This window comes from Vibrio tubiashii (assembly GCF_028551255.1).
In the GTDB taxonomy this organism is placed as follows: Bacteria; Pseudomonadota; Gammaproteobacteria; order Enterobacterales; family Vibrionaceae; genus Vibrio; species Vibrio tubiashii_B.
In genome coordinates, this window is record NZ_CP117029.1 from 1,685,381 (window position 1) to 1,707,732 (window position 22,352).

Annotated in this window: 22 protein-coding genes and 2 tRNA genes; 9 read left to right on the top strand and 15 right to left on the bottom strand. The window is 42.7% G+C overall.

Annotated elements, in window-relative coordinates; genetic code table 11:
• Nucleotides 1-106 precede the first annotated feature (106 nt).
• From LYZ37_RS07735 to LYZ37_RS07755, 5 genes are all read left to right on the top strand, one after another.
• The gene (locus LYZ37_RS07735; protein WP_272785046.1) at nt 107-1,198 is read left to right on the top strand and encodes a glycosyltransferase; all 1,092 of its coding nucleotides are present in this window, start codon (nt 107-109) and stop codon (nt 1,196-1,198) included.
• Complete coding sequence (locus LYZ37_RS07740) at nt 1,195-2,382, top strand: glycosyltransferase family 2 protein (protein ID WP_272785047.1); 1,188 nt, start codon at nt 1,195-1,197, stop codon at nt 2,380-2,382. Before LYZ37_RS07735 ends, LYZ37_RS07740 begins: the two co-directional genes overlap by 4 nt.
• Before the next feature lie 10 nt (nt 2,383-2,392).
• Nucleotides 2,393-3,031, top strand: a complete 639-nt coding sequence (locus LYZ37_RS07745; RefSeq protein ID WP_004745150.1) for a sugar transferase — start codon at nt 2,393-2,395, stop codon at nt 3,029-3,031.
• Nucleotides 3,032-3,198: 167 nt separating this feature from the next.
• A tRNA-Val gene (locus LYZ37_RS07750) sits at nt 3,199-3,275 on the top strand.
• A gap of 36 nt (nt 3,276-3,311) precedes the next feature.
• Nucleotides 3,312-3,388, top strand: a tRNA-Val gene (locus LYZ37_RS07755).
• Between the two features lie 76 nt (nt 3,389-3,464).
• Here the strand turns inward: LYZ37_RS07755 and LYZ37_RS07760 are convergent.
• The 3 genes from LYZ37_RS07760 to LYZ37_RS07770 are packed head-to-tail and all read right to left on the bottom strand — an operon-like array spanning nt 3,465 to nt 6,156.
• Nucleotides 3,465-4,799, bottom strand: a complete 1,335-nt coding sequence (locus tag LYZ37_RS07760) for a sensor histidine kinase (RefSeq protein ID WP_272785048.1) — start codon at nt 4,797-4,799, stop codon at nt 3,465-3,467.
• Nucleotides 4,796-5,482, bottom strand: a complete 687-nt coding sequence (locus LYZ37_RS07765) for a response regulator transcription factor (protein WP_272785049.1) — start codon at nt 5,480-5,482, stop codon at nt 4,796-4,798. Before LYZ37_RS07765 ends, LYZ37_RS07760 begins: the two co-directional genes overlap by 4 nt.
• A 38-nt stretch (nt 5,483-5,520) precedes the next feature.
• The gene (locus LYZ37_RS07770) at nt 5,521-6,156 is read right to left on the bottom strand and encodes a hypothetical protein (RefSeq protein WP_272785050.1); all 636 of its coding nucleotides are present in this window, start codon (nt 6,154-6,156) and stop codon (nt 5,521-5,523) included.
• 894 nt (nt 6,157-7,050) lie between these two features.
• Here LYZ37_RS07770 and LYZ37_RS07780 point away from each other — a divergent pair.
• Nucleotides 7,051-7,704, top strand: coding sequence for a winged helix-turn-helix domain-containing protein (locus tag LYZ37_RS07780; RefSeq protein WP_272785052.1), 654 nt, complete (start codon nt 7,051-7,053; stop codon nt 7,702-7,704).
• On the top strand, nt 7,697-8,164 hold the full coding sequence (locus tag LYZ37_RS07785) for a hypothetical protein (RefSeq protein WP_272785053.1): 468 nt from the start codon (nt 7,697-7,699) through the stop codon (nt 8,162-8,164). The genes LYZ37_RS07780 and LYZ37_RS07785 overlap by 8 nt, the downstream gene beginning before the upstream one ends.
• Before the next feature lie 73 nt (nt 8,165-8,237).
• Here LYZ37_RS07785 and tnaA read toward each other — a convergent pair whose 3' ends face one another.
• From tnaA to LYZ37_RS07825, 8 genes are all read right to left on the bottom strand, one after another.
• Entirely contained in the window at nt 8,238-9,647 is a 1,410-nt protein-coding gene (gene tnaA / locus LYZ37_RS07790; RefSeq protein ID WP_272787153.1) for a tryptophanase, read from the bottom strand.
• A gap of 283 nt (nt 9,648-9,930) precedes the next feature.
• A complete protein-coding gene (locus LYZ37_RS07795; protein WP_272785054.1) occupies nt 9,931-10,836 on the bottom strand; it encodes a VirK/YbjX family protein in 906 nt (301 codons plus the stop codon).
• Between the two features lie 151 nt (nt 10,837-10,987).
• Complete coding sequence (locus LYZ37_RS07800; protein WP_272785055.1) at nt 10,988-12,274, bottom strand: ATP-binding protein; 1,287 nt, start codon at nt 12,272-12,274, stop codon at nt 10,988-10,990.
• 29 nt (nt 12,275-12,303) lie between these two features.
• Nucleotides 12,304-13,023, bottom strand: coding sequence for a response regulator (locus LYZ37_RS07805; protein WP_272785056.1), 720 nt, complete (start codon nt 13,021-13,023; stop codon nt 12,304-12,306).
• A gap of 154 nt (nt 13,024-13,177) precedes the next feature.
• Entirely contained in the window at nt 13,178-14,440 is a 1,263-nt protein-coding gene (locus tag LYZ37_RS07810) for an aromatic amino acid transporter (protein WP_272785057.1), read from the bottom strand.
• Between the two features lie 165 nt (nt 14,441-14,605).
• Nucleotides 14,606-15,223, bottom strand: coding sequence for an IbrB-like domain-containing protein (locus LYZ37_RS07815; RefSeq protein WP_272785058.1), 618 nt, complete (start codon nt 15,221-15,223; stop codon nt 14,606-14,608).
• The gene (locus LYZ37_RS07820) at nt 15,213-16,460 is read right to left on the bottom strand and encodes a DUF3440 domain-containing protein (RefSeq protein WP_272785059.1); all 1,248 of its coding nucleotides are present in this window, start codon (nt 16,458-16,460) and stop codon (nt 15,213-15,215) included. Before LYZ37_RS07820 ends, LYZ37_RS07815 begins: the two co-directional genes overlap by 11 nt.
• A 380-nt stretch (nt 16,461-16,840) precedes the next feature.
• Complete coding sequence (locus LYZ37_RS07825; RefSeq protein ID WP_272785060.1) at nt 16,841-18,100, bottom strand: hypothetical protein; 1,260 nt, start codon at nt 18,098-18,100, stop codon at nt 16,841-16,843.
• Nucleotides 18,101-18,357: 257 nt separating this feature from the next.
• On the opposite strand from LYZ37_RS07825, the gene LYZ37_RS07830 reads away from it, so the two are divergent.
• Entirely contained in the window at nt 18,358-18,552 is a 195-nt protein-coding gene (locus LYZ37_RS07830; RefSeq protein ID WP_272785061.1) for a DUF2986 domain-containing protein, read from the top strand.
• Nucleotides 18,553-18,643: 91 nt separating this feature from the next.
• On the opposite strand, the gene LYZ37_RS07835 is transcribed toward LYZ37_RS07830, so the two are convergent.
• Nucleotides 18,644-18,829, bottom strand: a complete 186-nt coding sequence (locus LYZ37_RS07835; protein ID WP_004745179.1) for a hypothetical protein — start codon at nt 18,827-18,829, stop codon at nt 18,644-18,646.
• A 70-nt stretch (nt 18,830-18,899) separates the two neighbouring features.
• Here LYZ37_RS07835 and LYZ37_RS07840 point away from each other — a divergent pair, with 70 nt between their 5' ends.
• Entirely contained in the window at nt 18,900-19,736 is an 837-nt protein-coding gene (locus tag LYZ37_RS07840) for an alpha/beta fold hydrolase (RefSeq protein WP_272785062.1), read from the top strand.
• An 88-nt stretch (nt 19,737-19,824) separates the two neighbouring features.
• Here the strand turns inward: LYZ37_RS07840 and LYZ37_RS07845 are convergent, their stop codons facing one another.
• The 3 genes from LYZ37_RS07845 to cobA all read right to left on the bottom strand — a co-directional run bounded on the left by LYZ37_RS07845 (nt 19,825) and on the right by cobA (nt 22,248).
• Complete coding sequence (locus LYZ37_RS07845) at nt 19,825-20,721, bottom strand: hypothetical protein (RefSeq protein WP_272785063.1); 897 nt, start codon at nt 20,719-20,721, stop codon at nt 19,825-19,827.
• Between the two features lie 159 nt (nt 20,722-20,880).
• Nucleotides 20,881-21,360, bottom strand: coding sequence for a LabA-like NYN domain-containing protein (locus LYZ37_RS07850; RefSeq protein WP_272785064.1), 480 nt, complete (start codon nt 21,358-21,360; stop codon nt 20,881-20,883).
• A 129-nt stretch (nt 21,361-21,489) separates the two neighbouring features.
• On the bottom strand, nt 21,490-22,248 hold the full coding sequence (gene cobA / locus LYZ37_RS07855; RefSeq protein ID WP_272785065.1) for a uroporphyrinogen-III C-methyltransferase: 759 nt from the start codon (nt 22,246-22,248) through the stop codon (nt 21,490-21,492).
• Nucleotides 22,249-22,352 lie beyond the last annotated feature (104 nt).

Below are 22,352 nucleotides of genomic sequence, written 5' to 3' on the forward strand. Positions count from 1 at the left end.
GAGAACTTACCCAGAAAACACATAACACACTGAAATATAAGCACTTAAAATCTGGCACACTATGTGCTCTTACTAACTTAAAGGAATTATTCGTTTAGGAGCTAGTATGAGCACACCTTGCAAAACAATCATCCATGTGGTCCAACACCTCTCTCCTGGTGGTCTAGAGGCGCTAGCTCTCAATATGCTTGCATTTTCTAACCCACAGCAGAAAGTGCTCATCATTAGCCTAGAAGGGACTAAACAAGAATCCATCTCAAAATGGTCCAAACTTGAAGCCGTAAAGAACCAACTTATCTTCTTGAACAAACCATCGGGATACAGTGTTAAAACATTGGTTCAGCTGTTCAGATTATTCCGCACACTCAAACCTAGCGTTGTCCATACTCATCATATTGGACCAATCCTTTATGGCTCGATAGCCGCAAGACTTGCAGGTGTTAAGGCGAGAATCCACACTGAACACGACGCATGGCATTTGTCTAACGAGAAACATCGCTCTCTACAAGGCTTTGCTTTAAAAATAGCGAAACCAAGTATTGTTGCCGATGCGGCTTTAGTCAGAGAGCAAATTCACCGTCACTTCGACTATAAAGACGTGACGGTGATTAAAAACGGCATCGATTGTGAGCAGTTCACAACTGGCTCTAAACATCTGGCTCGCCAAGTTGTTGGGCTTCCTGTGGGCAGCACGATTATTGGTAGCGCTGGACGCCTTGAGAAAGTAAAAGGTCATGACGTGCTGATTGATGCGATGACCCTACTGCCGAATCACATTGAACTAGTGATTGCAGGTGAAGGCAGCCAAAGGAAAAAGCTCGAAGCACAAGTGAAGGAACTTGGCATGAGCCATAGAGTCACCTTTTTAGGTCTTGTCGATGACATGGTTCGATTCTATCAAGCATTGGATCTGTTCTGCCTTCCCTCACGTAGTGAAGGCTTCCCACTTTCAACATTAGAGGCCCAATCATGTGACATTGTCACTTTGGCAAGTAACGTGGGAGCCACAGGTGAGACACTCTGCCCAATTACAGGGAGCCTATTTGAGAGTGAAAACCCGCAAGCACTCGCTTCTAGTGTCCTCACTGCCCTTGAGCTACACCACAACGACTCTCCGCGTGACTTTGTACTTCACAACAATGACATCAGAGACATGATGAGAGCTTATGAAATGTTGGCAGAGGAGAAAAGCGCATGATCGATTTACTACTCACGATTCTATTTGTTGTCAGCTGCCTTTTGGTTATCTATCACCATGTTGGCTACCCAGCGCTGCTTTCTTGGTACTCGAAGCAGCACCCTTTTAAAACGATAGATCACCGTAGTCGTGGATTCAAAAGTATTAAAGGGGACAGAGCTTGCGCAACCATCACGATTTTGGTTCCCGCATTCAATGAGGAGCAATGGATCGCAGACAAAATTCGTAATCTGTCTTCGCTCGATTATCCAAAAAACAAATACAAGGTCATCATTGCCTGCGATGGCTGTACTGACAACACTGTCTCAATAGCGGAGCAAACCATTCAAGAAGCAATTTGTTCAGATACTCACTTCGAGATCAGAGCCTTCGAATCCAATCGTGGCAAAGTTGCGGTCGTCAACGAACAAATGAAGACCATCACAAGTGACATTACTGCGTTGAGCGATGTTTCAGCTCTCATTTCAATTGATGCATTATGGGTTGCCAACAAACATTTTCATAATGAACAGGTTGGCGTGGTCAATGGCCACTACCAGCTGTTCAAACCGGGTAATGAAGGCGAAGCATGCTATTGGCAATATCAGAGTAAACTCAAGATGCGCGAAGCGACCTTAGGTTCTACTCTAGGCGCACACGGAGCTTTCTACCTGTTTAGAACTCACCTGTTTGAATCAATGAGCACGGACACTATCAATGATGACTTTATGATTCCTATGTCGATCGTGCGTAAAGGTTACGTCGCAGAGTATGAGCCTCAGATGGTTGCACTAGAGATGGAGGCAACAAACGAAAAAGACGACTTTAGCAGAAGACTGCGTATTTCCGCAGGTAACATGCAACAAGCTATCGAACTTTGTGAAATGTTTTTACCAAAGTACAAAGGCGTTGCGTTTGCATTCTTTTCTGGAAAAGGGTTAAGACTCATCACCCCTTACCTACTGATCTTCTGCTTAATCAGTTCAATTGTCATGATGGACAACCCGCTCTTCATGGCAGCATTGATCGCCCAAATCGCGCTCTATTCACTAGCAGTACTTAGTCATCAATTGCCACACATTTTTAGTCATAAAGCCTGCAAACTGCTGCTTTATATCGTTGCAGGTCACTGTGCAAATTTCATCGGTGGTATGCGTTACCTATTCGGTCTTGAATCAGGAAAATGGTCTCGCGTAGGCCAATAAGGAGATTATTATGAGCAACGTATCAACACACATTTCAATTTGGTTAGCAAAACGTCTGTTTGACCTATTTGGCGCGCTATTTGGCTTGTTACTGCTTTCTCCAGTCATGCCTTTTATCGCACTGGCGATAAAACTAAGCTCTCCTGGTCCTGTTTTTTACAAGCAATTGAGAGTCGGTAAATCAACACCAGAAAAGATGGTGTTTTTTGAAATCATTAAGTTTCGCACCATGTATCAAGATGCCGAGCAACGCACTGGTGCTGTATGGGCGACAGAAAACGATCCAAGAATCACCCCAGTTGGACGCTTCCTACGTAAAACGCGCCTAGATGAGATTCCTCAGTTGTTTAATGTGGTTATGGGTGAAATGTCATTAATTGGCCCTCGTCCAGAACGACCAAGCTTTTACAGCAAACTTGAGAATGCAATCCCTTACTTTGCTGACAGAACTTACGGTGTCATGCCTGGGATCACAGGGTTAGCGCAAGTAAACCAAGGTTACGATACTTGTATTGATGATGTTCGTAGAAAAGTTGGCTATGACCATAGTTACGCACTTTCATTGTGCTCAATGAAGTCATGGTTAAGCATGGATATGAGCATTATCACGAAAACCATCGTGGTTATGTTTGATGGTCGAGGACAATAGCCGATAACGGGCCGAGATATGTACGTGATTTAATGCACATTTTTTAACTGGCAATGCGTAAAACAACAACAATTCGATTAGTTATAAAGCAAACGAGTAAAAATCGAAGAAAATGCGCTTGCACGATTGAATAACTCTCGGTAACATCCCTCTCGTTCTTAAGGAATGGGTCCGTAGCTCAGTTGGTTAGAGTACTACCTTGACATGGTAGGGGTCGGCGATTCGAGTTCGCCCGGACCCACCACTCCTTAAAGCATTCAGTTGCAAAGAACATAAATTTGGGTCCGTAGCTCAGTTGGTTAGAGTACTACCTTGACATGGTAGGGGTCGGCGATTCGAGTTCGCCCGGACCCACCAAATTTAGTCCTTCAGGACGATCGCAAAGCCCGCTTCAAGCGGGCTTTGTTATATCTATAACTTCCTAAATCAATAGCTAGACTTTTGGAAACTTCAGTGTGACTGAAAGACCGACCTTCTCATATAGATACTCATCCCTTAGCTCTAAGGTGCCTCCCATTCTCTTGGTGGCAGCTGCGACTAAACTTAACCCGAGCCCATTGCCTTCTGTATTTCTGCTACTGTCGCTGCGGTAGAATTTTTGGCATAGGTGGGTTAATTCTTTTTCTCCTACTCCGCCACTTTGATCCGCTACGGTAATTTCTACACTGTCTGCTTTCTCTGCTGAAGAGATTCGAATCGTGTTGCCCGCTTGATTGAACTTACAGGCGTTATCGATCAAATTGGACACTACCTGCATCATTAATTCTTGGCTGGCTTTAATTTGGTGTTTCGGATCAATGTTCAACTCTAGGTTTAACTTATTGTCTTCTAGAACAGGCTCGTACAGTTCTGCCGCGCACTCGACTAACTGTTGAAGATTGACAGCACTTTTAGTTATCTGTTCTCCATTGAACTCAAGTCGGCTTATTCGCAGCAGCTGATTAAAGGTATTAAGAAGATTTGCTACCATTTGCTCTACTTCTTCAAGCTCTGAGTGACTCTCAGAAAGTTGCTGAATTCGATGATAAATCGACGTAAGCGGAGTTCTTAAGTCATGCGCAATGTTGTTTGCTTGCTGCTTAGTCATCTCTGTCGACTGTGCAAGGCGATCTAACATCATATTCAGTTCTGAAATGGTCTCTGACAGCGGCCCTTCTAGGTTTTCATTGGGGATTCTAAGATGTAAATCGTTGTCTTTAGTTATGCTGTTACTCGCGGCGTTTATATCAGTCAGTCGAGTTTTAATGCTGTTTATCATGAAGTAAGCAATGACAAACCCAACGATCATCAACGCTCCAACTGCGTAAATGATCCCATTAATCAGCTGGGTTTGTTGAGTAAAGAAGGCATCTTCTACTCGAACTTCTAGTGTCCGCCATCCATCCCCTTCGGGAAGGTAAGTCTCAACGCTGACGTAATCAGACTCTTCATTCTCCTGAACATAAAATTCAATCCCAAATTCCATGTCTCCAGTAGATTCATAGGCATCTAGCTTTTTCAATTCTTGGTCTGTGATATGCTCTTTGAAAACGTAGCTAAAGATAGCCTCGTGATCGGCTCGCAGAACCTTCTTGGTTTCCTCTGGGCCCAACTCTTCCCATAGCTCATACACGTAGTTAGCTTCAGAAGCCACAATGGGCAAAACACTATTATCAATGAACCAGGCATAGATACTGGTACGCATCACGATCAGCAACACAATCGCCGCCACGACTAGCATGGCATATAAGTTTAGAAAACGGCGGAAAGGATCATTTAGCCAATTCACGAGCGGTCCTCCATGACGTAGCCAGCCCCTCTCACGGTGTGCAATAGCGGCTTGTAACCATCAAGATCAATTTTCTTTCGTAATCGACTAATATGGACATCAATGACATTGGTTTGCGGATCAAAATGATGATTCCAAACTTTCTCCAGCAGCATAGTTCGTGTCACGATGCGGCCTTTATTTTCCATTAAATAGAGTAAAATTTGATATTCACGAGTGTTGAGAACTATGTCTACCTCTCCCCGCTTTGCCTTTCGGGTATATGTATCTAAAGAGAGAGAATCTAGCTTTAGCTCGGTGTTGTTTGCTTGAGATTGCGATTCACTTGGTCTTCGTGCCAGCACTTCTATTCTCGCCAGCAACTCGGTATAAGCGTAAGGTTTAACTAAGTAGTCGTCTCCCCCACTTCTTAGTCCTTTAACGCGCTCCTCAACGCTATCCAATGCGCTGAGCACCAATACAGGGGTTTGGTTACCACCCGCTCTTAGCGCCTGAATCATCTGAAGACCATCCATTTCAGGCATCATGCGATCGCAAATAATAACGTCGTAGTCATTTTGCAAAGCACAAATCAAACCCAACTTTCCGTTCTCGGCTCGATCAGTCTGGTGCCCGGATTGCTCTAAGCTATGACTCAGAAAACGCGATTGTTCTACGTTATCTTCTACTAATAAAATTTTCATAACTCAAACTCCGAGCGACCAGCCTAGCTGCATGACATTTAAGATTGTTGTTGTGGACCAACTTCTAGCAATTCTAAGTCATTGGCAGCGTTAATAGAATGCGCATTGTCGTAGAAGTTTTCTTCATACATACCAAATTCAAACTCGATATTGCCCTCATCATTGAAAAACATCTCTTGCATATCGACCTTTTCAGTATCAATCACTTTTAATGTTTTAGCGTCAATAACGAGCAAGGTTGATAGAGGCTCATCGTAACTTTCTTTGAGCTCAACCATGTAGATGGTTCCCAGTTCTGGCACTAAATCCGAATGCGCTGAGACAATGAGCCCTTGATGCGTCTTACCAACTTGCGCAAGGACCTCTTGAAGTGAAAAGTTAACTTTTTGAATCGTTTGGGTAACGTCTTTACCGCTTGTTGCATCAAAGAAAATGGTGTCTTGCTCTGCTTGTTGCTTTGCAGTGGCAACGTAGAGAAACCGACCATCTTCTTGTTCAATCAATTCAATAGAATCATAGCTAGCAGGGCTGAGCGTTTTAATCTGACTAAGCGCTTTTTCTGCGCTCATAGTAGGCAGAAGATTAGCTTTGTTTGAATCTTCCATGGAGTTCGCCATAGCGCTAAAGCCAATCATGCTGCCAATCAAGATGCTAAGTGTAGTAAGTTTTTTCATAATCTTATTCCTGCTGTTGGTTAAGTTCGGAATTAGATTAATCAAAGGAGCTAACACCTTTCTAAACTCAAGATTAAATATTTGTCATCTAACTGGGGTGCCTTATCAATCATCATTTCAGCTTCCCCCCTCACGTATAAATAACGTTAATTAAATACCCTACTTAACTGTTTCCTTTCAGAATTACCCCGTACATACAAAGAGACGCAGGAGAAACAAGAATGGCCAACACGCTTATATGCCGCTCTTTTCAATCATTCATGGATATTTGTGAAAATGACTTGGTAGAAGGCGCAAATGTTCACTGTACATTTCATCTACCCGAGCCGGAAATGATGCAAGATTTATTAACAAAGAAAGGAGGCTACCTACTTACCGCAACTCCATTCCTTCAACGCAAGGAATCAATCTCAACAATTTGCCTGTGAGGTGAGTTTCTTAGGCGACTCTCACTCTCTGTTCCGGCTTCATTCCTCCCAATTTTGGAGCCGGCTTTTTTACTCTTTTTTCATCAACTCCTCTACTTACTTTCCCCCTGACAAGACAATACAAACCCTTACAAAGCGATCGCTCTAAACACGCTATCATCGTGCTTCAGATCACATAACTACACCTAAAAATCACTAAATTACTCATTATTTACTGAACAATTAACATATTAATAACTAAAAATAGCCCAACAAATTAACAACCAATACCAACCGGGATAAATATGTGGGCAGCTAATTGCGCAGGCAAAATCGCTTAGAGCAAGGCATAGATTGCAGCTAGCTAGTTGGCCTACCTACAAAATCTATAACGAAGCTATCAGCGATTTTAACTAGCAAGAATGACCAGATATTTGGTCTGGTTGGTATCAGCTCCAACTATTTACACTTACAAAGGAGGCGCTCTATGGCTACAAACGGGACGGAATGCTTCGATTTAAGAATCGGCAACTGTTTACTAAAAAGAAATGAATCTGGTGCTCAGATTCTATTGGACAATGAAAAATCGTTTTCTATCACTATTCCTGAAAGTAGTGTATTGAGACGATTAGTTGAGGAAGATGGTGAAGTGGTCAGCAGAGATGACTTAATCGTCGATGCTTGGGGACGCCCTGATATAATAGGTCCAAACTCTTTACCCGTTGCGATTACAAACCTTAGGAAAATCCTCGATCTTAATAACATTAAAATTACTAATGTTCCTAGAAAGGGCTATAGAATCGACCTTTCCGAAATTCAATGGGCTCAACCACAAGAACCTTCCTTACAAGAGACTGCGCTGCCTCCCCCAGACAATAAAGATACAAGCTTTCCGCCCCTTTACGAAACTTGGTGGGAAAGGGCTAAGCTAGCCATAGCTATCGGTGCCTTATTGTTTTGTCTCTACTCCGCCTTTTACATTGTATTCTCTTGGGTGCGTGTCGACTGCCAAAAATCAGGTAAAGCTACCCTATGTTCGATACAGGGGGACAGTGTCGACCCAACAATCGTCAATGGTAAAGAAGGGAGATTCTTTTATTCAAGTCAGAGCGGTTTAATGGAGGTCAAAGGCAATGGTTAAACGCATTATTTTAATAGCGGTGACCGTCTTAGGATTGTTTGCATCTATTACGACTTACGCTTTCTTAAACGGCTCATCTTGCCAATATTCGATGACTCTGCATGTGCCTGATGATGACAGAGATGTTTTTTTAACGTGCTATCGAGGAAAGGTAGTTGCACTACAAACCAAACAAGATGACAACGGTAACTACCTTTCTAAGTACAAAGTAGAAGCAAGACAACTTCGATTAGGCGAGCAAACCATCTATTTTGTCTACTCGCGCAAGATTTTAGTCGATGATAACAAGCAAGATGAAAATGATCATTTCAACCAGATCTCATCAGGATACAAGTTCTTGTTCTATCGCTTAATCCGTGATGGCGACGATATCTATGTCTTCCAGTCGTTCCCTAGGTACTATGTCCATAAAGGAACGATATCGGGTACATTAGATATTTGGGAAAAGTTTTTTAGCTAACAACAGAACCATTAGCTACTAAAAATACAAAGCGCCATCCATCGATGGCGCTTTGTCATTTTAATACCCGAAACTAATCTAGGATTCGAAACTCAGCATTAAAGTGTCTCAGAGCGGGTGGCTCATAGGTAAAGGTCAGCCCTTTAATCTTGTGAGCATTTTCCTTAATTTCTGTAAAGGCTTGAATCACATAATCAAGGTGAGCTTGAGTGTATGTCGCTCGGGGAACCGCTAGTCGCAAAAGTTCTGCCGGACACGGTAATTGCTGTCCTGTTTTTGGATCGCGCCCTAGCAATAAAGAGCCAATTTCGGCACCTCGGATCCCCGCCACACGGTACAATTCACATGCCATTGCATGACCGGGAAACTGGTCGGCTGGAATATGAGGCAATAAGTCACCCGCGTTGATAAATGCTGCATGCCCACCAGCCTGCTGACACTTGATACCGACTCTTTCAAGTCCATCGACTAAGTACTGAATCTGATCGATACGTGAAGATAACCACTCTTCTCGCATAGCGTCGTAGAGACCTACGGCTAAACGCTCCATCGCGCCTCCCTCTAACCCGCCATAGGTTGGAAAACCCTCTTGCAACACACATAAGGTGCGGCACTCTTGGAAGACATCGGAAAGCGTATAGTCTTTAAATGCTAGTAACCCCCCAATAGGCACCATCGCATCTTTTTTCGCTGACATGGACAGAATATCTGCATACTTGAAGCTTTCTTTGGTGATTTCTTCAATAGACCAGCATTCGTAACCTGGCTCTCGTTGCTTGATAAAAAACGCGTTCTCTGCAAATCGTGCACAGTCCATCACCACGGGAATGTCGTATGAGCTGGCTATCTCATACACTTCTTTTAGATTTGCTAGTGACACAGGTTGTCCGCCCGCCGAGTTACATGTAATCGTGCTAACAACATAAGGCACGTTTTTGGGGCCAATTTCCTCGATGGCAAAGATCAATTTTTCGATATCAAAATTGCCTTTGAATGCAGACTTGACCGATGTATCGAAAGCCTCTTCGGTAGGCACATTAACCACTCGGCAGCCATTACGCTGGGTATGCCCTTGAGTTGTGTCGAAAAAATAGTTTGAAACTGCGGCCATTTGTTCACGACATAAACCTTTTTCACGTTCTCGCTTAGCAATCAATGCAGGAACATAGAGCTGTTCAGCTCCTCGACCTTGGTGAGTTGGAATAGTATGTTCGTAGTCGAAGATGTCTTTGACCGCATCTTTTAAAACGTAGTAGCTTCGGCTACCACTGTATGATTCATCCCCTTTCAGCATGGCTGCTTGCATACCTTGGGTAACAGAGCCCGTGCCACTGTCGGTCAGCAAATCAATAAACACCTCGCTACTAGGAATTAAGAACGGATTATATCCATACTTTTCCAAAGCAGCTTCTCGTTCTTCACGCGTCGTATGTTTAACTGGCTCGACAACTCGAATTCGATATGGCTCTGGCAAATAGCCCATACGAGTGTCGGCTTTATGGGTACAGTGCGAAGCACAGGAATTTGGATTAGTAGTCATAGTTTTTCACCTTCAATTTTATCTATGATTTGTAAAACGGACTAAGTTGCATATACGAGTCCGCTACGACAGAACATAGAGTCGGGTGAAAGAACCAATGAGTAAGTTATGGATAAATAATCGTCAAAATCCCCTTCCTTAAGACAATGACTGAAACCAATCTCAGTAAAAAGCCTGACATGAGTCAGGCTTAATCTTTGTTCATATGTCACTTCGCTAAGTGTCTTTAAAGCTCACTCAAACGCGTTTTGACCACATCTTGTGTTTCCTCAATCCAAGCATAGCGTTTGGTGTACAAACGACGTTTCGTTTTCTTAAGTGTACTCGGATCTTTGCGCGGTGGCTGAAGTGGGATCTTGTACATAAACTTCGAGACTTGTTCACCGCCATACTCGGTCCACAATTCAGCGTAATTGTAGGTCACACTTGAACGCTTCGAACCTGTGTATCTCAATGCTTGATAGATATGCCCTTTGTTTGTAATACCGAAAACATTGTCTACTTGCCATTCGCGAGCAAGCATCAGCAAAACTTCAAGCATTAACGCTTTTGGACGTAAACCATGAATACCGCGAGTCAGTGACTTAATGATCTCTCCTCGATCACTAATATGGTCCCCAGGTCCTTGTAGTGCACCAATGTGGATTTCTCTGCGTGGCGTGGTCGATAGATTAAACGCCAACGTAAACAGATCGCGGTTTTTCTCATCTGTCAGTTTTAGTGCCAATGAGCCTTCTCTTTCAGGCCCTGCGCACAACAGCAGCTTACAATCCATAATTTCAGCAAGAAGCCAACCTTCATTGGAGTAAAAGTCTAAGAATCCTCGACCATACATTTCATGGAGGATTTTAAAATGCTCATAGATTTTCTTCGCGCGCTGTTCTGGGCGCCAGTTCAAGCAAACATAAGGTTTAAGAGGCTTTTCGAGCAATCGCGGGTTAACGTCCGTAATGGTTTTTAGATCGGGCTGAGCAAAGAGTTCTTGCATCTGTTTTAAGACGCCTGGTTTAAGCAACGACCATAAGCAAAAACGCGCGTTATAGCGTAGCTTTTTAAGCCCATGAATATCCGGATATACGGCTTCAGCGACTTTAGGAAGCGACAAAACAAAATTAAGGTAGTTGGCTGACATAGAGAACTCTCGATTTTCTGTATGGGACTTTGCTCTTAAAGTCGTTGCCTTTTAATTGGTTAGGCAAGCGATAGTGCACAGTGTACAAAATCAGAAAAATGAGATGTAGATCTACTTTGTCGCGACTTTGTCACGCCTTTGTCAGCCTCGATTACAATTTAGGGAATGTCAGGGTGAATTGAGCGCCACCCAAGGTGCTTTGACCGACTTCAACAGTGCCTTGGTGCCGTTTAACGATTAGGTCAACAATCGCAAGCCCCAAGCCAAATCCACTGTTTTCTTTGTTTCTTGACGCGTCAGCACTGTAAAATGGCTGGAAAATTGATGACCAATGCTCAGAAGGAATGCCGTTACCATCATCTTCTACTATGAGCACTAGGTGTCCATCAGACTCTTTTACGCTTAGCTGCACTTGATCTTTCGCATACTTAACAGCGTTCGAGAGCAAGTTCACCACTCCGCGCTTTAACAATGAACGATCCGCACACAGCTCTACATTGCTTTCGATATCAAGGGCAATATTAATATCACGGCTGTTTGGTAAGCGCTGAACAACTTCAGGTAGAAAACGATTCAAATTAAGCTGCTCTAGACTCAGCTCGGTTTCAGGACGTTCCATCTTAGCGAAATACAGTAGCTCATCGACCATTCGCTCCATTTCTTCGGTATCTTCAATGATGCTCGCTATTTTGTCATGCTGCTCTTTAGACAAGTTCTGGTCTTGCAACATTTCAGCTTGCCATTGAATTCTAAAAATTGGCGTTCGCAGATCATGGGCAACCGCATTGGTTAGGAAACGGTTACTTGCAATAAGGTTAGAAATCTTATCTGCCATGTAGTTGAAGCTCGTATTCAATCTACCGACAGAATCTCTGCCTTTAGTCGGAGCCCTAACGTTGAAATCACCCTGAGCAAACTTAACCGTCGCATTTTCCAGTAACCGCACTCTACGGCTTAAGAACAAAATCAAACACAGTGAGTAGACAAAGAAGCCGCCGAGAATGAAGCCCCAAACAATATCATCATCAAATTCAATTGCTTGGCGTAACTCGGTTTGAAAATCTGGTGAGATGTAGTAAATCTCGTTGGGCTCTAACAGCTTAAACCAAAAATGTCTTTCTTCATCAAAATAGATATTGAGATTTGATTGGTCTTGGGCGAAAAAATTGGTGACGTCTTTAGGTGCTTCTGATGAGCTAACAATGAATAAAGTTTTGGCTGTTTTTTCTGCGACGCGTTCCATGGTATCAATAGCCGCTTCTTTACCTTGGTTTTGGTAAATAGTCAGCACCATATCCCTGAACGCTTCGCCTTCTCTTTCCTGCAGTACATAGTCATAATCTGGATTGAGTTCATAGATAATGTACTCATACGCAAAAATACTTAATGTAAATAAGATCAATAAACCGATAAACGATTCCAAGTAAATTCTGCGCATATACCCTCTTAGATTAAGTTCGTCGACTATTACCAAGTATCTGGGACAAACAAATACCCTTTTCCTCTGACAGTAATGATGCGTTTTGGTGTTGCAGATGTGTCACCGAGTTTCTTACGCAAACTCACAATCTTGTTGTCGACGGTTCTATCTAGACCATCATACTCAATGCCTCTCAACGTCTTGGTCAGTTGATCCCGAGACAAGACTTCGTCAGGAGAACAGGCCAAAGCCCATAGTAAGTCAAACTCACTATCAGACATTGAAACCACCTCGCCTGCCAGTTCGCAAACTTTACGTGCATCATTAAGCTTCAATTGACCAAACTCTAGCACTTTCGAATTAGCTGCTTGCGGGATCGATTGAGTACTCGCCTCAACTCTTCTTAACAACATTCTCATCCGAGCGAGCAAAACTCGCGGTTTAATCGGCTTTGTTACAAAGTCATCTGCGCCAATTTCTAGTGCTGCGACATGATCATAATCGTCATCACTGGCTGTCAGCATAAGCACTTTACCTGAGTAGCTTGGACGAATCTGTCTACAAATTGTCAGCCCATCAACACCGGGGAGCATAAGATCGAGGAGAACAATATCAGGCTGATTTTCAACAATGGCATCAATGGCACTTTCACCTTCTTCAAAAGTCGTAACACTGAACTCTTGAGAGACAAAATATTCACACAGCATTTGTCGAAGCTTAGGGTCATCTTCAACGATAAAGAGCGTCTGATTAGCGGAATTTGGCATATAAACTAAAGCATTGCATGACTAACATGAGAGTAATTCTAGCGTATTCGCCATCCCATTTCTGCAACAGAAACTGAATCAAAATCGCGACGAAGACAAAAAGGTCGAAGTAATACCGGTTTTATGATCACTTCGACTTCACCTTAGAGTCCCATCAGCCTAAAAACTTGGGCAATGAATCCGTTAAGGTCATGATGTGAATGATGATGACACTGACACCAAACACTCCAACGACAACAAGCGACCACTTTCCTCCAATGGCTCTGTAGTCGTTGTGGCTAGAAAGCAAATTGTCTGCCTTATTCAGATTGCTTTGCCTAGATTTTCGGACTAACAATGCTGGAATGATGCATGCCCAAATCGCCGCCGCTGATGCCGCAAAACCAATTGCGACGAGAAAGCCAAAGGGAAGTAACAATGAAAATATGAGTGGTGGTAAAAAGGTCACTGACCAAGTTTTTAATCGGCCTCTCTTGTTATCTTTAAAATTGAAAACGTCCGCTAAAAAATCGAATACCCCAAGCCCGACACCAACGAAACTGGATAAAATTGCAGCTGCAGAGAAAGCATTAATGACATTAGAGACAAAGTCTGTCTGTATTACACTACTTAAGCTGCTGAGTAAGACATTGATATCGCCGTCCTTTTCAATTATTTCGCCAAAGTGCATTCTTGGTAGATTACCATAGATACTTACCAGCCAAACTGCATAAATAAAAAAGGCAATTGTCGTACCTCCAACAATTGCCTTTTGCGCTTTCCGTTCATCCATGTAGTAATCCCGCATGGTCGAAACGGCATGATGATAACCAAATGAGGCCAATGCTACAGGAACCAAAGCAAACATAAACTTACTTTGCTCCAGATTGACATCTCTCCACATTTCACTCAGGTCGATGTTAAACACTAGCCCAGTAATACCAAACACGAAGCTAGCAACCATAAACAGCATTAAAACGATTGAAAACTTGTCAACAACCCGAGTTGAATGCCAGACAAAAAAAGAAAATACAGCGACAAACAAAATAGAAGCAAGCTTAGGGTTTAATCCCATGTACTGATTTATTATTAGGCCCGATGAAGTTATATAGGCATAAAGCAAAATGCCCCCAACAAAATAGATCATTATGTTGTTGAAGCAGCTGACTGGTTTACCTAACATATCCGTTGTTATCGAATCAAAAGATGATTTATAGGGATAGTTTTTTAACACTTCCAATAGAAAGCATCCACTTAGTGTCATTATTAGCATGGTCATCGCCAATATAAGCAAGGTCCAAGCTATCCATGCACCTGCACCTGCGCTTGGTAAACCAAGCATTCCTGCTCCAACACATACGCATGCAATGATGCACGACCCACCAAGAGTCGAAGGCGATTTTGTCGTTAGAGAATGATTCTGTTTCACATTATCCATATGTAATAGACCTTTATATTTATAGGGTTCACCAATCGCTCTTTTTGCTAAATATAATCTTTTAACGTATAAAAAAGCGCCAGAGCCGTAACCCTAGCGCCAATTATTACAATAATTTAATAAATAGTTTTAAATTAACATTCTACGAATTATAAAATATTATGTTTACTCCCAAGCCTCTGAAAAGTCTTGATCTTTAAATGCGGCTGCTAAGCCTGTCACTTGCTGCATTCGTAATACCTCATCGCGATCCATTCCAAGTTCACGGCATATTTTCTCGTTACTCCACTCTAATTCTCTTAATTGCATAACAAGTTTCGCGGTTAACTCGACCTGATGTGTTCCACGAGCGACATTGTGTCGTACTGAAGTTGACATACTCTTTTCTTCAGATTTATTCATCACAATCGCGGGGACGTATCCTGATATAGGTTGTAACTCTGAGTTTGATTTGATCAATTCGAATCGATGGAATCCATCAATTAACACGTATTGGTCACAACCCGAGATTTGATTCACGATAACCGGCATTGTTAGGCCATCTTGTTGAATAGAATGCTTGAGTAACCGATTTTCTGGTGAGGCCATCTTGTTTGGATTGTAGTGGTTTGCCGATATCATCTCTAATTTCAGCATCTGTACATTGCAAACTGGGGGGAGATTTGGGTTCAATTTACACAATAAGTGGGTAACTTGATTATATAAAGCGACAGAAGCATCCAGATGCCCAACGTCTTTTAACCCGTCTGAACTAAGCAGTGACATAACAAACTTACTTTCCATAAAAGCCTCCATGTCCGACATAATCGTTGTACAAAGAATGGTATTGCTGAGCAACCGCTTTGTTGTAGCCAAATGAAAGCCCTCTGCACCAATAGTCATTCTTTATCAGAACTTTGCATATCCTCCTCCAACTCGGGACTTGTTTTTTTGCCTCTAACTTAGAATCGGCGAAGTCAGGAATACGTCGAATCCCTTTATGGTGTCCGTTGCGGCGCCACCATTGAAGGAATTTATAGATGCGCTCACGGTAATGCTTCTCGACATGCGGAGGCATAGTACTGAGTAAATGTTTACTATATTGACGATAGGTAAACCCGGGAGGCAGTTTAAAACGATAGTAACCAACAATACGTCCCTGCTCTTTCGAATACCTCGCGCCGAAGTTACACCCTTCAACGCGATCAACCAGCTTTTGCCAAGTGTCGGGCTCTAGAATCTGATAGAGCCAGAGCCCTTTGCGCTGTTCATCGCCAAACGGTTGGCAAAGGCGCTGCTGAGAAATAGAGACACCAGCTTTGTGCATCAGATCGTAGACTTTGTTGTAATCCCATTGCCTACGACCATTCGCAATCCAGATATCTCGCGTTTTCCAGTCGTATATAGGGTAAGCCATGTAGACGTCTTGCTGCATTTTCGTCGTCCACGGTAAATGATGGAATTTGTCTTTATATTGATTTTTAATTGTGTTGTAGCGATTCAAGGATTCATCAGATCTTAAGCCAATTAGCACTGCAATCTTTGTTTGTTTTTGTTGTTGATACCAGTGCGCGAAATCAAACACAAAATCCTCAAACTCCATTCCAGGGTAGAAAAAAGGGAGCTCGTTTGGGTCGTTAAATACCCCAAACACATCAGGCAGTTTACGCACCCAATTCACCTTTTTCCTTTCGTCCCAACACACCCACTTGGGCTCGAACTGAGATACCGAATTGCGCAAACCAATAGGTAGGCAGATCCAGTATGGGCGAATCTTATTGGTCGCGACCATACGCTCTATAAATCCTTCGGTTTCCTTATATTGAGCTTCAAAATCAACAATTAATGTGTCAACTGGCAGTCGGTCTCTGCGCTGAGCTTCTTCAATGGCAAGGTTAAGTAACACTCCTGAATCCTTTCCACCCGAGAAGGAGACATAGAGGTGTTCAAAATGGTCATAGATATATGAAATCCGCTCTTGCGCCGCGAGCATGACATCTTTACCGAGCAGAGACTTTTTACGACTTCGTTGCCGAACCATATTCCTTTCCTCATTTAGTTAATGAAACTAGGTTTATGCTTTCGAAAATAGGCAATCTAAATTTAGTGGGCTGTGATATTCAGGATTGAATCAACGATAAGCCTTCTAAAGGCTAAAGGACTTAATATTATGTTTTTATTCATTAATTATTAATTAATATAGAACAAGCGCGATGAGATATAAGTAATGATTAATTTACTACCCTTTCACTCGAATGGCATTGTAGGTTAAACGGGTGAAGCGAATTCTTTGCTCACTCCGACGTCTCAAACATTGGCTAGGTTTTCACTTCACAACTTCACTTTCCAACATACTAGCTACTTCTAGCTATACTTCACTTCGCTGTGTTTTGGGGTGGCAAGCGCCACCCCACCTTTTTTCTAGGGTACTGGTACAGATAGGCAAGTCGGATACGTTTCTTTCTCAGGTAACAAACTTATATTTTGGCCTGTTGACATGACGACACTTACGTAGTGAAGGCCCCCTTTTGCATCACCCCTCATATGTGGCATACCTGACGAGTAAGAACCATATATAGGCCAGTCGTAAGTTGCTCCTATGGACATCGTTGAAAGCTCAGTTAACTCATCTAGTGTTGGTTTACGCCAGTTATCTCTACCATTAAATCTGATAGCCGATAAGTCCGCACAGTAGCGTTCATGTTGACCATACTGACCTTCATCAACTGTCCCACCAGCATCCTTGATACTCTGGTCGTAGCCATCGTTTCTCATCTGAGCGAACTGGTTGGTACCACTACCTCCGTCGGTGGTAAAGCCTGAATGCGTATATCCAGAGTTATACATTTTATCGTCAAATGAATACCACATGTACGACATGACCTGCGATCTTGGTGGCTCAGTAAACCATTTACCATCAGCATCACCAGAGTTACCGACGATAATATGCAAACATTCTTCTGTACGGTGCGCTTTGTCGGTATTACCTTCAACACCACAAGTCTCTAATTTCCTAGGTGTTTCAAGATTAACTACTGAAGATAGCAAGCCATTGTACTCAGCTTGCACACTAAACTTACCTTTCGCACCAGCGACCAGTTTCCCGTCAGAATTTAATGTGTAACATGGATCGCCATTACACTCTTCAGAAATCGTATTCCAAGTCACTTCTGTCGTGACATCTTGCAAGTTGAGCTCATCATCAATGGTATATACCTCTAGCTGAAACATTCGACCGGATAGCTCCTGATGTTGTCGTTGTATATGTGGTGCTGAGTTTGCCACTGGGGCTGGTCGGGTAAACTTTACATGCAGTTTTGAAGTATCAGTAGGCGTGTTTTCTTCGCTTGAACCACCATCACCACCATCACTCGAATCGCCCCCCGAATCAGGGCTATCGCTACCTCCACCATTGTCAGGGCTACCCCCTTCTTCTCCAGTTTCATCAGATGGCCCATCACCTTCTGGGTTACCCTCCGTTCCCTGGTTTGTATTATCCTGATTGTCGTTATTTCCGGTCGATGAGTCTTGCGTGCCTCCCGTATCTACCCGAGTAAGCTCTCCACTATCACTACAACCGGAAAGTCCAATCATCAAGCTTAAACCGCACGCCAACAGTATTGATCGACGAACTTGTATAACTTTGTTTTTATTGTCTGTTTGAGGGTTAGTAATGCTCATATTTAATTCCCACCTGTGACTTTACATATGTGTGCTTGTTCAGAAATCTGTCCAAGTGAGGCGAGAATATTTAAGCGGCGTACAACAAACGACTAATTGGTTTTAATTTATTAATTTTAAATCATAAAAATCATGCACTTAAAAAATAAATTATCATTAATAATTTTGTAAGCTCTAAGGCGTTGTGCAGAGTGCAAGTATTAAGATTATTTGATAGGATGCGCTTCCTAAGAGTTCCAACTGTTACTGAGCAACCCATGAACCGTAAAAAGAAGATCAACCAGATCCTGAAAGCCAAGCAAAAGAAGATGAATTCTAAGTTGCACAAGAGCAACAAGCCTCGCTACATCTCTAAAGCAGAGCGAGCGAAAATGGAGGAAGAAGAGCAGAGCCAGCAGCAGGTTGAAGCTACTGAATTAGCAGAAGAACAACCTGAGACCAATGATAAGTAACTAGCTTTACTCCATGCATAAACGCAAAAAGCGCCAGCCGAGTTAACCTCGACTGGCGCTTTTTAGAATCCAGTTTGTCTATTCTATATATTTAGTCGTAGCTACCGTCAAATGAGACCAGTTTAATTTCTAGCTGCGCACCAAAATAACTTAAGGCAAGTTTAGGATCTTTATTTTCAGACACTTTCTTACCAAGAGTTTCTAATAGTTCAGCCATAAAGTCTTTAACTGGCTGTTCTGCATCTGCCAAATGTTCTTCTAAATTGTGATTTTTCATTATTTACCCAGCCATAACGTTATCAATCAATCGTTTATAGTTGAGTCCTTATTCAACAGAGGACACAAAAATGGAAACTATAAAAACGATCTTAAATGGCAACCACTATCGCTATTCTTTTCACCACTGCCCGGGCTCGGATCAGTATGCGATATTTTTATTAGGAGCACTGCAAGATATAGAAAGCGTAGATTCGTTTTCGAAACACTTCGCTACTAAACTCAATTGCATTACTGTCGAAGTTCCTGGCACTGGTCATACAGAAAACCTTGAATCAACGATCAGTATTCGTACTCAAGCGATGATGCTGCTCGATTTAATTGATTATCTAGGCGTCAACAGCGCACATATTATCGGCTTTTCTTACGCAACAGCCGTTGCTGTAGAACTTTGCGATATCTGGCCGAATGTGCTCACTATGTCGATATGTGGTGGCGTCCCTGGAATCCCTTCTTCAGGGCGCTTAGCAACGAAAAAAATGATCGCTGCAGCCATGGACAACCCACATAGTTTCGCTAAGTCATTCACCGAATCGCTTACCGTGAGTAATAACGATATTCCAAGGAATAAAGCCATCATTAAGGCGACAGTGCGAAATATTACCAACATGGCTCAGGATAGGATCGATATCTTCTTCGAAAACTCAGTGAGGTTACTGGTTCACACCCCTACCAATATCGGAAATATCTCCATACCATGCACCGTTTGTATCGGTGAATACGATCCCTATGTCACCAAAGAAACTGCTGGCAAATTTGCTAGCCAATTAAAAAATGGCCGACTTGTTGTCATCAAAAACGCCGATCATTTGGTGCATTTACAACACCCCGACAAAGTCGCTACTGCAATGCTCGCCCAAGCGAATGCCTCAATAGAGTTACAACACACGCTTGCAGCATTGACCTAAATAATACAGGGATATTGTTAGATTTTAGCTAAGCATAATCAACTCAAGGCGCTGTGCAATTTGAGTTGATTATTTTCACTCGACGTATCTAGATCACATTTTGTATGTAAATCTTTGATAATGTAGTTAGTATTTCTACTGCGCGTTTCTTGCACTCCCCATTAAGTGGGCGCAATGCTTCTACGATCAACGAATCTCTGATGTGCTGAACTTGTCTTAAATGGTGGAACTGAGGAAACTGGCGCATTTCACTGGTAAAGTTAACGTGCGAGTTTAATTCAAAGCCTAACTTAACTCTAAAGCCAATTGCAACTGAATAATCGCGCACTTTATGCACATCTTCTAGTTGTAGATACTGATAATCAGACAGGCCAAGCACACGAGCAATCACTTCAACGGGGATTTGGTGCTCTAACCTAAACCGTTTAACTGTAATGGCGACTGAGCGGTAGTAGTCAATGGCAAACGCATTAATGTCGAGGACTTTGGGAGGCAGGAGCTCATTATAATGAATGTTTGGATCAATTTGAGATTGGGTTTCTTGTCTGAATGCAGCAAATTTTTCACGATCAGCACAATCCATTAGATTGGTTACAAGATCGAGATACAACTCAAACTGCTCTGTAGGTAGTCGACCAATACAGTATAAGGCTTCAATAGCTTTATCATCCATACCACGATAAAACTCGCGCATTTTCACTGCATAGTAAAAGCTCGTCATTGGAACCATCATTACCCACGACATAGCAGCGACCATGTGTATAGGTCGGATTGAGCGATAGCTCTGCTGCATGTAGCGTTTTAGAGTAGAGTTGTTTATTCCAGTGACGCGTTGTTCTAGATCGCGGAATGACATGCCTTGAGCGCGACGAACAAACGACATTGATACTGCCATATCAGTATCAATTGTTTCTAGAAGTGAATCCAACATTTGGATCTTCTCTTCCGAAACAGAAATCGTCACCTGATCGGCACTATTGAACATACAACCCCATCAAACACCATATAAGAAATAGTGTGCTCACTCTAACATATCATGCCGAATTTTTGAACAATTAAGCATTTTATTTCAGTGTAAGTATTTGTATATGCTTATTTTTTCAATATGGCATATCGGAATAATTGTGCATAGCAGTGTGATGGACTAACGCGTTATTAGCAGTGATTCCTCGATCGGTATGTACTTATCACTCACATCAATAAGAGCTTGAGCCGTTAAACCAGGCACGCCATAGACATCAACCCTAGTGCCAAAACGTTTTTGAACTCGGTCGACCAACAGCTCGAAGTCTCCATCACCGGAGAGAAGTATGACGCGATCCACCTTTGACGCCGCTTCATAGACGTCTAAGGCTATCCCTACGTCCCAATCCCCTTTTGAACTGCCATCATGTCGTTGAATATAAGGTTTGAGTTTAACGTTAAAGCCGATACCACGCAGAATATGGTGAAATTGACGCTGCTTAGGATCATGAGAGGAAATCGCATAAGCATTAGCTTCTACGACTTGCTGACCTTCAGTCGCGATGTACCAAAACTGGTTGTAATCAAAGTTCGCTCGATACTTATCTCTAGTGGTGTAATAGATGTTCTGAACATCGACAAAAATCGCGATTTTTTCCATGATTGATTACCTTAGTTTCGACGCCGAGACTGTATCAGATGCCCAACGGAATTTCAGCAAATACTAAAAGACCTGACGCCATGCTGAATGGCATCAGGTCTAAATCATCATCTAGCTAGGATTGGGGGATTAGTTAAACCACTTCAGTTTATCGTGCAAAGAGGTCACGCTGCCGACAACAATTAACGCTGGGCTAACCGCCTCTTTTGCCATGTTTGGCAAATCTTTCAGCGCTCCTGTAAACACCCTTTGTTCACGTCGGGTGCCATTTTCAATAATGGCGCACGACATAGTCGAATCTAGCCCAGTTTCCAGCAATTTTTCAGTGATGTAACCACTTTGCTTTAATCCCATGTAGAACACGAGTGTGTTATTAGACTGAGCCAAAGAGTGCCATTCGATTTCACGGCCATCTTTCTGCACATGACCCGTAATGAACTGAACACTTTGCGCGTGATCGCGATGTGTTAATGGGATCCCCGCATAAGCCGTCGCACCCGCAGCGGCGGTGATACCCGGAACGACTTCAAAGCGAATGCCCTGTTCGGCAAGCTCTTCTAGCTCTTCTCCACCACGACCAAATATAAATGAATCTCCGCCTTTAAGACGGACAACCTTCTTACCTTGCTGTGCTTTCTCTACCAGAATCTGATTAATTTGGTCTTGAGGAACACAGTGAAAATCTAGCTTTTTCCCAACATAAATCATTTCAGCATCGCTGTTGGCTAACGCCAGAATCTCTGGAGAGACTAGACGGTCATAGACCACAACTTCTGCTTGTTGAATCACTCGATAGCCTTTCACGGTTAGTAAATCTGGGTCGCCTGGCCCAGCACCGACTAAAGAAACAAAGCCAAGGTTTGATGGAGAGATGGGAGTCATGCTCATAGCTATGCCTATCAACTTAAATTTGGATATAAAGAGTAATACTCAACGAGTGCGAACAATGAATGACTACTTTTTATATTCAAATCAATACTGTATTTGATGGT

What these genes read in the sequence shown, in the direction of transcription:
- LYZ37_RS07735 (WP_272785046.1), top strand. Translation starts at nt 107, where the DNA reads ATGAGCACACCTTGCAAAACAATCATCCATGTGGTCCAACACCTCTCT.
- LYZ37_RS07740 (WP_272785047.1), top strand. Translation starts at nt 1,195, where the DNA reads ATGATCGATTTACTACTCACGATTCTATTTGTTGTCAGCTGCCTTTTG.
- LYZ37_RS07745 (WP_004745150.1), top strand. Translation starts at nt 2,393, where the DNA reads ATGAGCAACGTATCAACACACATTTCAATTTGGTTAGCAAAACGTCTG.
- LYZ37_RS07765 (WP_272785049.1), bottom strand. Translation starts at nt 5,482, where the DNA reads ATGAAAATTTTATTAGTAGAAGATAACGTAGAACAATCGCGTTTTCTG.
- LYZ37_RS07770 (WP_272785050.1), bottom strand. Translation starts at nt 6,156, where the DNA reads ATGAAAAAACTTACTACACTTAGCATCTTGATTGGCAGCATGATTGGC.
- LYZ37_RS07780 (WP_272785052.1), top strand. Translation starts at nt 7,051, where the DNA reads ATGGCTACAAACGGGACGGAATGCTTCGATTTAAGAATCGGCAACTGT.
- LYZ37_RS07785 (WP_272785053.1), top strand. Translation starts at nt 7,697, where the DNA reads ATGGTTAAACGCATTATTTTAATAGCGGTGACCGTCTTAGGATTGTTT.
- tnaA (WP_272787153.1), bottom strand. Translation starts at nt 9,647, where the DNA reads ATGGGCTATTTGCCAGAGCCATATCGAATTCGAGTTGTCGAGCCAGTT.
- LYZ37_RS07795 (WP_272785054.1), bottom strand. Translation starts at nt 10,836, where the DNA reads ATGTCAGCCAACTACCTTAATTTTGTTTTGTCGCTTCCTAAAGTCGCT.
- LYZ37_RS07800 (WP_272785055.1), bottom strand. Translation starts at nt 12,274, where the DNA reads ATGCGCAGAATTTACTTGGAATCGTTTATCGGTTTATTGATCTTATTT.
- LYZ37_RS07805 (WP_272785056.1), bottom strand. Translation starts at nt 13,023, where the DNA reads ATGCCAAATTCCGCTAATCAGACGCTCTTTATCGTTGAAGATGACCCT.
- LYZ37_RS07810 (WP_272785057.1), bottom strand. Translation starts at nt 14,440, where the DNA reads ATGGATAATGTGAAACAGAATCATTCTCTAACGACAAAATCGCCTTCG.
- LYZ37_RS07815 (WP_272785058.1), bottom strand. Translation starts at nt 15,223, where the DNA reads ATGGAAAGTAAGTTTGTTATGTCACTGCTTAGTTCAGACGGGTTAAAA.
- LYZ37_RS07820 (WP_272785059.1), bottom strand. Translation starts at nt 16,460, where the DNA reads ATGGTTCGGCAACGAAGTCGTAAAAAGTCTCTGCTCGGTAAAGATGTC.
- LYZ37_RS07825 (WP_272785060.1), bottom strand. Translation starts at nt 18,100, where the DNA reads ATGAGCATTACTAACCCTCAAACAGACAATAAAAACAAAGTTATACAA.
- LYZ37_RS07830 (WP_272785061.1), top strand. Translation starts at nt 18,358, where the DNA reads ATGAACCGTAAAAAGAAGATCAACCAGATCCTGAAAGCCAAGCAAAAG.
- LYZ37_RS07835 (WP_004745179.1), bottom strand. Translation starts at nt 18,829, where the DNA reads ATGAAAAATCACAATTTAGAAGAACATTTGGCAGATGCAGAACAGCCA.
- LYZ37_RS07840 (WP_272785062.1), top strand. Translation starts at nt 18,900, where the DNA reads ATGGAAACTATAAAAACGATCTTAAATGGCAACCACTATCGCTATTCT.
- LYZ37_RS07845 (WP_272785063.1), bottom strand. Translation starts at nt 20,721, where the DNA reads ATGTTCAATAGTGCCGATCAGGTGACGATTTCTGTTTCGGAAGAGAAG.
- LYZ37_RS07850 (WP_272785064.1), bottom strand. Translation starts at nt 21,360, where the DNA reads ATGGAAAAAATCGCGATTTTTGTCGATGTTCAGAACATCTATTACACC.
- cobA (WP_272785065.1), bottom strand. Translation starts at nt 22,248, where the DNA reads ATGAGCATGACTCCCATCTCTCCATCAAACCTTGGCTTTGTTTCTTTA.